Raw genomic sequence first — 12,825 nt, 5'->3', positions numbered from 1 at the left:
CACCGGCCGAGTCGACATTCAGACTCGGCGAATCACATTTCCTCCCAGAATCTCTCAGGAGTTGTCATGACAGCACCCACCACCACAGATCCGTTGCTCAGGGTGGTTTCCACCGGCGTGCGTTCCATCGAGTTGGGACACCCCTATTTCACCGGGATGCCGTGCTCTCCGAATCATCCGGGCTTCCGGATGACGCTGATTCGTCGTCACGGCGACATGGTTCGCCCAGATGGGGGTTCCGCTGCTAATGAAATCATTGTGACCGGCGGCCACGTCGGTACCCATGTCGATGCGCTTTCGCATGTCAGCGACTGCGGAAAGCTCAACGGAGACGTCGACGCGTTCGAGGCTCAGGCCGGTGGACGTTTCAAAGACAAAGGCGCCGAGCAGATTCCGTTCATGATGACGCGCGGCCTGCTTCTCGATGTAGCAAAGTTGCATGGCGTCGATACTCTGCCTGCCGGATATGCGATCACGGCGGAGGACCTCGAGGGCGCTGCTGAGGCAGCCGGTGTGGTTCCGCAGAAGGGCGACGTGGTGCTGGTGCGCAGCGGTTGGGCACGGCACTTCGGAGACCAGGACGTCTATCTCGGGCAGACCGACGGTGTGCCGGGACCCAATGTCGAAGCCGCGCAGTGGTTGGCAAGCTTCGGCATCGTAGCCACCGGTTCCGATACCACTGCATATGAGCATATTCCGGCCGGCTCGGGGCACAGCGTTCTTCCCGTGCACCGAATCCTTCTGGTGGTAAATGGTATTCATATCATCGAGCACCTCAACATGGAAGATGCGTCCGAACACGGTCTGACGGAGTTCACCTTCGTGATGGCGCCGCTGCGTATTGTCGGCGGTACCGGCTCCCCGGTCCGTCCCGTCGCGGTCCTGAGCGCATGAGCATCGCGATCGACACGGAGTTGACCGTTGTCCAGCAGCTGGCGGCCTTGGCGTTCGGCGTGTCCGAGTCCGGATTGTCGAAAGACCTGCGTGAAGATGTAGCCCGGCGCGTGCTGGATTTGCTCGGCAACAGCGTCGCCGCTCGTGACGAAACACCGGCCAAGGCCGTGACAGCCGTCGTCAAGAACTGGGGCGGCCACGAGTTCGCGACCGGCATCGGTACCGGCGCCAAATTCCCAGCCGCAGCAGCAGCTTTGGTCAACGGCACGTTGGCACACTCGATGGACTCGGACGACACACATCTCCCCTCCGTCCTGCATCCTTCGGCCTCGGTCATTCCCGCAGCGCTCGCCGTCGCGGAAGCGATCGGCGCCTCTGCCGAAGCGATGCTCGACGCCTCCGGTGTCGGTATCGAGGTGGCTGTTCGTCTCGGAATGGGCGGATATGACGAGGAATTGGGCAACTCCGAGTTCTTCGAGCGTGGCCTGCACGCCACCTCGATCTGTGGCGCCGTTGGTGCGGCAGTTGCAGCCGCCATGGTTTACCGTCTTACTGCCGATCAGATCGCCCATGCGGCGGGCATCGCCGCCAGCATGGGCGCCGGCCTCATCGAAGCCAACAGGACTGGTGGCACTGTCAAGCGCGCACACTGTGGGTGGGCGGCGCACTCGGGTGTGAGCGCTGCAGAATTGGCCAAGAATGGACTGACGGGGCCGCCAACGGTGATCGAAGGTCGCTTCGGATTCCTTTACGCCTACTGCGGCGAGCGATCGAATGTCGCTGCGGTAATCGATCGTCTTGGTGAGCATTGGGAATTGCCCGGTGTTTTCTTCAAGCCGTACCCGTGCAACCACTTCACGCACGCAGGTATTGATGCCGCTCTCGAAATTCGCGCACAGGGAGTGTTGCCTGAGCAGATAGAGTCGATCGAACTCGGTGTCTCCGGTCCCATCCTGCGCACGATCGCGCAGCCGGTCGAGGAGAAGGCCCGTCCCAGGTCGGGTTACCACGCCGCCTTCAGCGGGCCGTACACCGTCGCGGCAGCACTGTCGGGCGGTAGCGGTCTGGGAGTCGGCCACCACGATTTCACTGATGAAGCGGCACAAGACGAGCAGCGACTGGCGCTTGCAGCCAAGGTCACCTGCGTCGAGGACGAGCGCTGCAACAAAATCTACCCTTACCAGTTTCCGGCTGTGCTGCGCGTGGTCACCACGGATGGAAGCCGTCACGAAGTCCGAGTGGACTTCAATCGTGGTGGTCCCGGAAACCCACTCTCCGCAGAGGAACTCGTCACCAAATTCAAGCTCAACGCCGATTCCAAGCTCGGCGCGGAGCAGGCCTCGATCATCGCGGAGCAGGCCATCGCGCTTGCGCATGGTGGCAGCCTGACCGAGTTGATGAACCAACTGCGCGGGTAATCCCACCACCGTTCGACTATTGCCCACAACATATTTCGAAGGGAAGGTCTGAGCCGATGGCAACAGGACTCAAACAACGTGGCCGCGCCAATTTCAACTTCCTTGCCGACCTCGCCGCGTGGAGCGGGAAGGAACTGCAAGCCAAAGCGGCGCACGACCTCGACGTCCTCCTCGACGGCGTCGAACTCCCTGGCGGTGAACAGCAACGGATACGCGCCGCCGCCGCACTGCTCGAGCAGTCGCAGAACTACACCTGGGACCGCTTCTACACCCGGTTCTCCGGCGAACGACAGTTCCTCGCCGCTCGAGAAGCGTACGACGACGGCTGTGACATCGTCGAAGCCGAATACGCCGCGAACGCGGACAAGGGTGGAACGATCGTGTTCGATCCCAGGCTCGTGCCACCAAAGTACTGGAGCGAGACCGAGTTCCACCTCGCGCCCGGCGGCTGGGAAGGCCACGAGCGCATGGGCTTCATGATCCACGACTACGTGTACGACCTGCTCTTCGCCACCGGTGGTATCGGTGCGGTCAAGCCGGGCGAGTCGTTCGCCGATCAGCGGTTCACCGCAGCTCAGCAGGGCCGCGCTGAGCACTACGATCGCATCCTGGAAATGGGAATCGGCACCGGACGCTACGCCTGCGCCATCCAAAATGCCTACCCGGACGCAAAGATCTCCGGTGTCGACCTCGGCCGCACCGAACTCGAGCACGCGAAGTTGATCGCTGCCCGCAACGGCTTCGAATGGGACCTGCGGCAAGCAGCGTGCGAGGCCACCCCGTACGAGGACAACACCTTCGACCTGACCACGGCGTTCATCCTGCTGCACGAGGTACCGGTACCCGCCGCGAAGGACATCCTCGCAGAATCGTTCCGAGTCACCAAGGCAGGCGGGGAAATTCTCATCGCCGATGTCGCCCCCTACCGCTACCAGGATTCGTTGTTCCGGTGCGTGGTCCTGGATTGGGAAACCGAAAACCGAGACGAGCCGTTCTGGCGCGGTGCACTCCTGCAGGATCGGGCTCAGTTGCTGCGCGACGCCGGTTTCGTCGACGTCGAAGAGTTCGGCGTCGGCCCCGGCAACTACCCATGGGTCACCCGCGGGGTCAAACCGGCCTGAGCATTCCTCTTCCGAGAACCACTCCTAAAGAAGGACTTTCCCATGGCCAGCCCGTCCTACCTTCACAACACCACCAATGACGAACTCGCCCGTATGGTCACCGCCCTCACCGAAGAACTATGGATCCTGCGCGATCGGGTCATGACTCTCGAACAAGTCCTCGACGACACGAAAGTGATCACCGTCGAGGACATCGACCTACACGAACCTGCTACCGCACTCGACACCCGCCTACGCCGTGAACGCCAACGCCTGATTCACAAAGTCCTCGGCGCACCCTTGGCCATAGCCCGATGACCGATGGCGTGCACCGGAATTTCGATACAGCTCGGAGCATGACGATTGTATTGTCACGAGCGCAAGCGGCGCGGTCGGCTTTGACACTCCTGCTGCGAATGCGCTAGCGATGATCATAGGGGCGGGACATGCGTGTGGGCTTCGCATCGTCTGGCTGGTGATGCGAAGCTCTCACACGGTATGCAGTTCCGGCAGAGCCGGATTTAGTCTCGATGCACTGGGCCTTGGCGGGTGGTGGAGCGGCGGCGTCGTTGTTTTGGGTCAATCGCAGCTGGTGGGATGAACCACGGTTTGTGATCGTCGCCCATTTTGATTTCCCAGATGCCGCGGAACCCGCTGGTGCTGTGGATCAATCGGTGGTGGCTACGGCAGAGGAGGGTGAGGTTGTCCATCACCGTCAGGCCACCGACCGACCACGGTTTTATGTGGTGGGCGTCGCACCAAGCCGGTACGGCGTCGCAGTTGGGGAAGGCGCAGCCTTTGTCCCGGGCGATCAGCGCAGTCCGTTGCTCGGGTGTGACTAACCGTTTGTGCGGGGTCGCATCGAGCGGTGCGCCGTTGCCGTCCATCAGGACGGTGGAGAGCATGCAATCGCAGGCGAGCATCCGGGTCAGGCTCACACTGAGCGGCCCCATCCACGGCATGTACCCCACATCAAGATCCTCGACATCAGGCTCGTCATCATCGAACGCACTGCCATAGAACTCGCCATCATCCGATGCGGTATTGCTGCGCATGGTCGCGCATTCCCGATGCTCGGCAAGATCTTTCGCAGTGATGTGCACGTTCACATGCGGACGCTGACCACCATCAACACCGGTCATGGCATTGTCGAGATACCGGCGGATCAGTTCCGTGAAGGCATCCGCGGTGCGTTTGGCTGCCGATCGCTGATCCGGGGTTCCGTCCGCTGCTGGTTTCGGCATCGACAAACCCGAGAGAGCCGACAACAGCATTTCGCCGGTCAACGCGTCGAAATCACCCTTGATCGCGACCCGTCCGTTAAGCGTCGGCGAAATCCGCAAGACGTTGAGGTCGTCGTCCTCACCGGGTGGGGTGTCGTCGGATTCGAAAATCCGCTCGAGAACCGCAATCGCGTAGCGGAGTTTGATGGTGGTCGCTTCCACACCGGATGCCGCGGCGAGAAGAGTCTTCATACAGGACGGTAACGCCCTGTCCGGCATACCTTTTGGTGGAGATTCACAGAACGCGACGATTATTGCCGCATGATCGAGCGAGAGATCACCGGCCTCGAACTGCGCAGCAATATCCGGGAACGCCCGCAACGCGGCACCGAGGGCAGCGATCTTGTTACCGGCCGCGTTCTGCAGCATCGTGTTCGCCGCCAACCACCGCCCCACACCGCGGTAGCAGAGCACCTGCTCGTCCGGATTGAGCGCCAACTCATCCACTGCGGCAACCCGAATCGCCTCCAGTCGAAGAATTTCCGCAGAAACGGAAACAGCAACGTCGCGAACCTCGGCCGGTCGCAATCGCCACAACCTGCCACGCACACCCGTCGCGGAACCGGCTACAACATCCTCCACCGAAACAAAATCGTTCACCGTAGTCATCAAGGCCTCCCCGCCCTTGACCCAATTATACTCGAACGTCTATTCGAATCAATAGGCATATCGGGCACATTCGATTTGCATCGAGTGCGGCTCGGGGAACTCGAGTAAGTCTGCAGGGGAATAGGTTTGAGATTCGGTCAGATCAGGATGTCGGTTGCTCGGTGGTTTTGGTTTACGCCTTCGAAAAAGGCCACGGTGCCAGTCGAGTTATTGATTCGAAGCGGAGCGATAGCTTGGTAGGCGTCCGATGTATACCAGTGTTGGGCCGCAGCGGACGTGGGGAATCGGAGGATGATGAGATCGCCTGACCACTGTCCCTCGCGGACGTCAGGCAAGCCTCCGTGGATGATGAAGCGGCCCTCGAACGGTGTGAGGGTGCTGTCGATGCGTTGGAGGTATTCGGTGATGTCGTCTCCCATGGCGACGTTGTTGAGGATGCCAACTACGTAGCTTTCAGTCATGTCTGGTTCCTGCCTCTCGGAGGAGCGCGTGTATAACTAATCGTTTGTCTCTCAGTAACGTTCAGCTGGGTTCGCTCTGGAATCGAGTGTTGCAGGAGCAACGGCGCCGCGTCGATTACCTCAGGGGTAATGTGCTGTCCTACGTATGAGTGTGTCGCCGTGTTCGTCAGTGATGCGTCAGGTCCTGCAATCCGGCGACACGAAGCAGATCAAGCTTGGCTGCGTCGGCGGATCCGGGCGCGACTGTGTAGACGACGATCCGCAGGTCGCCGCTACCGGGCGCGCTGAGAACATCGCAGTCAACGGTGATGTCGCCAACAGTGCGGGTATGCACTGTCTTTCGGCTGGACCGGTGCAGGGCTACGTGTGCTTGCTCCCAATGCGCTGCAAACTCGTCGGATTCGGAAAGGAGGCGGTCGACGAGGTCCCTGAGCGGTGCGTCGTCGGGATAGCGCCCCACTGCGGATCTCAAGTCCGCGACCAGATCCGCTCTGAATTCGTCTTCTCCGACGGCGGTATGAGTGACACGTGTGTTCTCCTCGGTGAAAACCCGCCAGACAAGATTGTGCTGAAACCCGGCCAACAGTGAGGGATCGCCGAGCAGTGCTGCCCAGAGCGGATTCCACAACAGGAGGTCATGCGCGGCGCTGAAGACGCCGACCGGCACGTCGCCGAGACGGTCCACGATCCGCTGGACGCTCGGACCCACGTGGCGCGGCAATGAGGCAGGCGTCGGAGTAGCGACTCCGGCGACTCGATACAGGTGGTCGCGCTCTTCGTCGGTCAGGCGCAATGCCCGCGCGAGCGCGCCGAGCAGTTGCGCCGAGGGATTGGTTGCCCGGCCTTGCTCGAGGCGCACGATGTAGTCGACGCTGACTCCGGCGAGCATCGCGAGCTCTTCCCGGCGAAGCCCTCGGGCACGCCGACCTGTACCTGGTGGCAGACCGACGTGCTCAGGCTGCACACGGTCACGCCAGGCGCGCAGCACACTTGCGAACTCGTCCATGCCCTCATCCTGCTCGCTGTGGGCGCGCAGTGGGTAGTACTGCTGGTCCCACCGTCGATCGGTGCCTGGTGCGCGCACCGAAGTTGAGCGAGCGTTGTGGACATGACTACGACACTTATTTCAGGAGCCAACCGCAGCCTCGGACTGGAGACCGCGCGACGGCTCATCGACGCCGGCCACACCGTCTATGCCGGGATGCGGGACCTGGCTTCAGCTGCCGAGGTGCAGAACCTCGGCGCTCACCCCGTCCAACTCGACGTCACGGATCAGCGCAGCATCGATGCGGCGCTCGCGCAGCTGCCCGAGCTCGACGTTCTGGTAAACAACGCTGGCGTCCTCGGCAGGTCTTTCAGCGTCGACGACCTCGACGTCGACGCCATGCAGGAAGTATTCGACACGAATGTCCTTGGTGTCGTGCGTCTTACGCAGGCCGCGCTTCCGTTGTTGCGACGCTCGTCGAATCCGGTGATCGTCAATGTCGCATCCGGAGTCGGCTTCGCCCGCTCGCTGGCCACCCCCGGTACCGATGAGCACTTTGTGCGGGCCGTGCCGTACGCGAGCTCGAAGGCGGCTGTGATCGCTTTGACTCTCCAATACGCGAAGAACCTGCCGGAATTTCGGATCAATGCCAGCGATCCGGGCTACACCAGTACCGACTTCAACGGCCACCGTGGACACCAGACCATCACCGAAGGCACTGATGCGACGGTGATGTTGGCCCAACTAGGCACCGGTGGACCCACCGGAAAGTTCTTCAACCGCAACGGCGATATCGACTACTGAACTATGCCGTTGAGCGCCCTACGGTCAGCTCGGGAACACGGCACTCCAGTCGTTCTCGATGCTCGCTATGGTCCAACCCCGGGCATCCGCGAGATCGAATGCCTGCTCGGCGCCCTCCCGATATGCGAACTCGCGACGTGAATCATCGTGCTGTACAAGTATTTGCAACGATGGGAGGTCCGCTCGCTCCGAGAACTGCAACATCGGGATATCGCCGTTGCTGTTCCCCGCGGCGAGGAGCGGCCGTCTCCCGATACGGCTCCAGATTCGGACCGGCTTCTCGGGGCCGTCGACCAATACGTCCAATGCGGGTTTATGGACGAGCGTGCCGCCGCGGCCGTCGGCCTTCCATACCAGCGACGCGCTGCTACCGATGACTCGCTGACGGGGCACCCCGTACACGTCCAGGCTGATCGGCCGCATGAAGTCACGCCCACCACCGGAGACGATGTAGTTGTGGAACTCGTTCGTCTCGAGGTACCGGAGCAACTCGATCATCGGCACGTAGCCACACGTCAGATAGGTACGTCCTAGGGTGGGATGGTCTGTCGTGCGCAAGAATTGGTCAGCCAGCTTCTCGAATTCTTCCACGGTGATGTCGGTGTACGCCATCAGCACCCCTTTGGCGAACACCTTCACCCCACTGTTGTCGCCGTGGTAGTGACCGGTGATGACACTGCTGAACCAGCCGTAGTCGCGGGTGACGGCGGCGAGCCACGGTTGGCGGGTGCCCAGAGCGGGATCCACCTCAGTCATGACCACGAGGCGGCGCAGGATGAAGTCGAGCTGAATGGGCATCGGTTTCTCACACCACAGCGTTCCGTCGTTGTCGAACACCGCGATTCGCTCTTCGGCGGGGACGGCCCCCGGACCTCCGGGATCCGTCACCCGCCCGACGAACTCCAGGATTGCTTGCTTACTCGGACCCTCGTGCCAGCTGGGGAGCGGATCACCGATCTGTCCGCCGGTGTCCAGATCGGATCGAACGTGTTCGGGCATAACCTGATTCCTCCTCGATGTTGCCACCACACGATGGTCCTGCTATTCGCGGGAAAGCATGGCCGCGGCTTCGCGTTCGAGGTCGACGTAGGGTTCTCCACTGACGTCTACGACGATCCGGTTCAGGGAGCCGCCGGTGAACGCCCACGGTGCGGTGCCCGGGTAGTCGTCGGTGACGGGTTCCCCGATGGCGCGGCCGGCACTGAGACCTTCGCCTGCGATGCTGAACTTGCCTGGCTGAGTTCGGATTCGGCCCTCGCCGACCTTCCGGTCACCGTAGAACAGGCCGAGGGTGCCGTGGGCCGTGCCGGGCGGATCCTCACCGTCTTTGTCGAAGGTGGCGGCCAGGATCAGGTTCTCGCCGGTCGGCAGATCCTCGCCGGCGACAATCCGCTGCTGTTCGCTGCCGAGGAAGTTGTAGACGTAGTGCAGGCGGTTGTCCTTGACATAGAGGGAGTGGCCGCCGAAGCGGCTGCCGTGCGAGAAGAGCACCCCGGATGCCCCTGGGTTCGGGAGATCGACCAACGCGCCGATCGAGTAGGAGCGATTGCGAATGTTGACGGCAACGGACTCGGGGACCTCGGCGCCACCCGCCCGGTAGATGTAGCGGTTACGCGGAGCCGCAAGCTGCGGGCGAGGGGTGGTGAGGATCTCGACAGCCGAGCGGTCGTCGAGCGGAAATGCCTGGTTGGCGCCGGCTTCGTGGAACCACAGGCCCACCAGCTCGGCGAGCCTCCCGGGCTCCTCGGCGGCGAGGTCGTGCAGCTCGGATCTGTCGATCTGGGTGTGGTAGAGCTCCCAAGTGTCCTCGGGGAACCGGCCCCAGCCACTGATCGCCGGGTGGGTGGTGACGGCCTTCCAGCCGTCGTGCCAGATGCCTCGGGTGCCGAGCATCGAGTAGAATTGAGTGTGTTTGGCTGTCGGGATGGTGGCAGCGTCGAAGCTGTAGCGCATGCTCACGCCCTGCAACGGATGCTGGGTGTAACCCTTCACGGCGTCGGGCAGTTCGAGTCCGAGGCAGTCCAACACGGTCGGAACCAGATCGATGGCGTGGTGGTACTGATCACGGGTTTCCCCTCGGGCGGCAATCCCGGCCGGCCACGAGATGATGCACGGGTCGCAGGTTCCGCCGTTGAACGAGTATCGCTTCCACATCTTGAACGGGGCATTGAAGCCCATCGCCCACCCGTTCGGGTAGTGGTTGTAGGTCTTGGTACTCCCGAGTTCGTCCAGCATGGAGAGGTTTTCAGCAAGATCGTCCGGCACGCCATTAGCGATTTTGTTCTCGTTTACCGAGCCGTTCGGACCCCCCTCGCCACTGGCGCCGTTGTCGGAGACCAGCATGATGATGGTGTTGTCGAGTTGCTCGACCTGTTCGAGGTAGTCCAGTAGTCGGCCGATCTGGTTGTCGCAGTGGGACAAGAAACCCGCATATACCTCTGCCATCCGGGCGAACAGTCGCTTCTCGTCGGCGGAGAGGGTATCCCAGGGGCGTGTGAAATCCAGTGGTGGGAATGGCTGTCCGTCTGGGCCGGTGCGCGAGTCGGGAGTGCCGATCGGATTGAGGGGCGGTAGCTCGGTGTCGGCGGGGACAAGGCCCATTTCCTTCTGCCGGGCCAGGATCTGCTCGCGCATCGCCTCGTAGCCGTCGTCGAACCGGCCCCGATAGCGGTCGGCCCACTCACGCGGTACTTGGTGCGGGGCGTGCGCGCACCCCGGGGCGTAGTAGAGGAAAACCGGCCGTTCGGGAGCGATTGCCTTGACGTCGTCGAAGTACTGAATAGCTTTGTCGGTGATGTCGACGCTGAAGTGGTAGCCCTCCTCCGGTGTGGCCGGTTGCTGGACGGGGTGGTTGTCGTGGATCAGGTCGGGATACCACTGGTTGGTCTCGGCGCCGAGGAAGCCGTAGAAGCGGTCGAAGCCGCGGCCGATCGGCCAATTATGTTTGGTGGAAGCGAGATTCATCTCGTCCTCGGCGCACAGGTGCCACTTGCCTACCATTGCAGTGCTGAAACCCTGCTCGACGAGGACCTCGGCGAGGGTGGCGCACTGCGGTGGAATGTGCCCGTTTGCGCTCGGAAATCCGATGGCCGCTTCACTGATGCAGGCCATCCCGTTGGTTGTGTGATTACGGCCCGTCAGTAGGCAGGACCGAGTCGGCGAGCACAGGGCTGTGGTGTGCCACTGCCCGTAGCGCAGTCCGCGTGCTGCGATCTTGTCGATCTTCGGCGTCTCAATCGGGCCTCCGTAACAGCCGAGCGCGCCGAATCCGACGTCGTCGAGGACGATGTACAGCACGTTCGGTGAGCCTGGCGGTGCTTTAGGCTGCTCGTACGGGCCCCAGTCCGGGACGGAGTCTCGTATGTCGAGGTTGACCACGCCCCTGAATGCCTTGGCCATTGTCTGCTCCTCATGTCGGGTTCCCCCACCTATCCACTACACCACCATCACCCCGACGTGAACAGGGCTTGTAATCTCCCGTTACTTGAACAGCCTGCCCGCCGTGAGTCGCGTGGAGCGAGACGGATCTTCGTCAGCCGCGATTCATGCTGGGCTGCATGAGAATTGGTCAAGCCACTAGGGATGCTGGTTTCGCTTTCTCGGCTGACGATGAAACCTGCGCCGCGCAGGCTTCCCAGGCGCGCGTGAAGTTCGCGATTGGACCATGCTTCTGTGGACTGGCCGAAGTGTTCGATATCCGGGCGCATGCAATAACCCTGATTCGGGCCGGGGCCAGAGCCACGAACTCGAGGTGGGTCATCTTCCGTTTCTATTCGTCTGTGCGCCAGTAGGTTTGCGATGCACCCGCAACGCCAGGCTTGCGTAAGAGTCGACGGAAGCCCTCCCGGGCAGCAGTTCCGAACACCGTTCGCGGGAATGGGGGTTCGGGGTGCGCAGTCCTGATCTGGGACGCCAGCGGGCGTGCCGTCCAGTTCGCGGGCCACGGTGCGGCTGTGAATTCTGTAGGTTCGTCGAGATTCTGGACCGTGCTGCCTCGGGTACCAAAGGATGTGCGAACTGAGGAGTAATTACCGGCAACGTCGACGTGGAGCGAGCCGTCGACGACAGACAGCACCCATGTGTCGATTTCCTCGAGCAGTGTGGCGGACCCGCTGTCACACCCGTCGCAGGCACAGTCGGGAATCGATGCCAAGCACACCGCCGGATCGCCTGCGCTGATCGAGATGTTGAACGGATGGTTGGAGTCCACCGGAGTGTGCGTAGTCAAAATCAGTGGGACGGCGCCGTCGGCGGTAGGTTCGAGAACGGTGTCGGCTCCGCCGGAATCGAAAGGGCGAAGCGCCCACTGCACAGGTGATGCTTCTCGCGCCCAGCCCCGGTCGAGGAGAACCGTTGTCCACGCCTGCACTCTCGCGACCACGATCAGGTACTTCTCCGGGTTGGTGGAACGCTCGTAGTCTGCCTCGGCCCGATCGGGACCATCCTTGTACGGGTTCGGCCACTCAGGAGTGTGTGCGCCGGTGAGGGCGAATTGCTCGTCGACATCGTCGAGTAGTTCGCAGATCTCTCGCGAGAGCACCGAAGTGTTCTCGCCCCAGCCGGTTTCGTGCATGCTGCGGACGCCGTCGTTGCATCGCTCCCACCATGACCTTGCCGGATCTGTAGCCATCGCATGGACATTACCCGTCGACAGGCTTTTCACGCGCCCGCTCAGCGCGGTGCCAGTCATTGTGGCGACGCTATCTTTGACAGCCGAGAATTTTGATCAGTTGCCGGCTCGGGCAAGCAGGTCGCGCGCGGGAGAACTTCCGTCGAGTAGCCGGGTCGTGCGCTGCTTGATCTTCCACTCGCCCTCCGTCTTGACGAGATCGAACCGGTTCGCCGCGACACGCCACACGCGGAAGGAATCCTCGCCTTCGTTGCGCCGTAGCAATTGGGAATGGCCCGTCGCAGTAGCCTTGTCTCCGTCGACGACGATGTTGAGCGGGGCGAGAATATGGCCGCAACCGGTGTTGATGTAGTCCTGGTGGGGTGTGGTGCGGACCATCTCGGCGATCTCGGCGCGACCGTTCAGGGTACGAATATCGATGTCGTACACCGCATCCTCAGTCCACATCGCACCGACCTTGTCCGCCTCTCCGGCGTCGACGGCGGGACCGTATGCCGTCACGAGTTTCTGGATCGCAATCTCGTCTTCGAGTATTTGCACTCGTTCGAGGAGTGAGTGGACCAGCGCGGTGATATCGGTCATCGGGTCTCCTTGGTGTGGTTAGTGTTGCGGCCGACCTCGGGTAGTACATGCACGCGTGT

Annotated in this window: 12 protein-coding genes; 5 read left to right on the top strand and 7 right to left on the bottom strand. The window is 62.0% G+C overall.

The window, feature by feature from the left end; all coding sequences use genetic code 11:
* Window positions 1-66 precede the first annotated feature (66 nt).
* Genes C7T36_RS07570 through C7T36_RS07555 form a run of 4 tightly spaced genes read left to right on the top strand, consistent with a single transcriptional unit; the run spans window position 67 to window position 3,730 of the window.
* On the top strand, window positions 67-894 hold the full coding sequence (locus C7T36_RS07570) for a cyclase family protein (RefSeq protein WP_045064460.1): 828 nt from the start codon (window positions 67-69) through the stop codon (window positions 892-894).
* Window positions 891-2,312 (top strand): MmgE/PrpD family protein, encoded by a 1,422-nt coding sequence (locus C7T36_RS07565; protein WP_045064458.1) that lies wholly within the window; start codon window positions 891-893, stop codon window positions 2,310-2,312. The genes C7T36_RS07570 and C7T36_RS07565 overlap by 4 nt, the downstream gene beginning before the upstream one ends.
* A gap of 56 nt (window positions 2,313-2,368) precedes the next feature.
* The gene (locus tag C7T36_RS07560) at window positions 2,369-3,433 is read left to right on the top strand and encodes a class I SAM-dependent methyltransferase (RefSeq protein ID WP_045064456.1); all 1,065 of its coding nucleotides are present in this window, start codon (window positions 2,369-2,371) and stop codon (window positions 3,431-3,433) included.
* 42 nt (window positions 3,434-3,475) lie between these two features.
* A complete protein-coding gene (locus C7T36_RS07555; protein WP_045064453.1) occupies window positions 3,476-3,730 on the top strand; it encodes a hypothetical protein in 255 nt (84 codons plus the stop codon).
* Between the two features lie 203 nt (window positions 3,731-3,933).
* On the opposite strand, the gene C7T36_RS07550 is transcribed toward C7T36_RS07555, so the two are convergent.
* The 3 genes from C7T36_RS07550 to C7T36_RS07540 form a co-directional block, all read right to left on the bottom strand.
* Window positions 3,934-5,304 carry an HNH endonuclease signature motif containing protein gene (locus C7T36_RS07550; RefSeq protein ID WP_045064452.1) on the bottom strand — a complete coding sequence of 457 codons (1,371 nt, stop codon included), beginning with the start codon at window positions 5,302-5,304 and terminating at the stop codon, window positions 3,934-3,936.
* 137 nt (window positions 5,305-5,441) lie between these two features.
* Window positions 5,442-5,765 (bottom strand): DUF1330 domain-containing protein, encoded by a 324-nt coding sequence (locus C7T36_RS07545; protein ID WP_033231625.1) that lies wholly within the window; start codon window positions 5,763-5,765, stop codon window positions 5,442-5,444.
* Between the two features lie 166 nt (window positions 5,766-5,931).
* Window positions 5,932-6,771 carry a helix-turn-helix domain-containing protein gene (locus C7T36_RS07540; RefSeq protein ID WP_045064449.1) on the bottom strand — a complete coding sequence of 280 codons (840 nt, stop codon included), beginning with the start codon at window positions 6,769-6,771 and terminating at the stop codon, window positions 5,932-5,934.
* Between the two features lie 102 nt (window positions 6,772-6,873).
* Here C7T36_RS07540 and C7T36_RS07535 point away from each other — a divergent pair, with 102 nt between their 5' ends.
* Complete coding sequence (locus tag C7T36_RS07535) at window positions 6,874-7,554, top strand: SDR family NAD(P)-dependent oxidoreductase (RefSeq protein WP_045066654.1); 681 nt, start codon at window positions 6,874-6,876, stop codon at window positions 7,552-7,554.
* Window positions 7,555-7,578: 24 nt separating this feature from the next.
* On the opposite strand, the gene C7T36_RS07530 is transcribed toward C7T36_RS07535, so the two are convergent.
* From C7T36_RS07530 to C7T36_RS07515, 4 genes are all read right to left on the bottom strand, one after another.
* Complete coding sequence (locus tag C7T36_RS07530) at window positions 7,579-8,553, bottom strand: HAD family phosphatase (RefSeq protein ID WP_045064448.1); 975 nt, start codon at window positions 8,551-8,553, stop codon at window positions 7,579-7,581.
* Window positions 8,554-8,595: 42 nt separating this feature from the next.
* Window positions 8,596-10,953, bottom strand: a complete 2,358-nt coding sequence (locus C7T36_RS07525) for an arylsulfatase (protein WP_045064446.1) — start codon at window positions 10,951-10,953, stop codon at window positions 8,596-8,598.
* Window positions 10,954-11,323: 370 nt separating this feature from the next.
* Window positions 11,324-12,244 carry a DUF6226 family protein gene (locus C7T36_RS07520; RefSeq protein ID WP_239654615.1) on the bottom strand — a complete coding sequence of 307 codons (921 nt, stop codon included), beginning with the start codon at window positions 12,242-12,244 and terminating at the stop codon, window positions 11,324-11,326.
* Between the two features lie 36 nt (window positions 12,245-12,280).
* Window positions 12,281-12,766, bottom strand: coding sequence for a nuclear transport factor 2 family protein (locus C7T36_RS07515; protein ID WP_033231622.1), 486 nt, complete (start codon window positions 12,764-12,766; stop codon window positions 12,281-12,283).
* Between the last annotated feature and the right edge of the window lie 59 nt (window positions 12,767-12,825).

Source organism: Rhodococcus sp. AD45-ID (genome assembly GCF_003023755.1).
Taxonomy (GTDB): Bacteria; Actinomycetota; Actinomycetes; order Mycobacteriales; family Mycobacteriaceae; genus Rhodococcus_F; species Rhodococcus_F globerula.
Note: the sequence above shows the minus strand (reverse complement) of the source record. Positions and strands in the feature narration are given on the sequence as shown.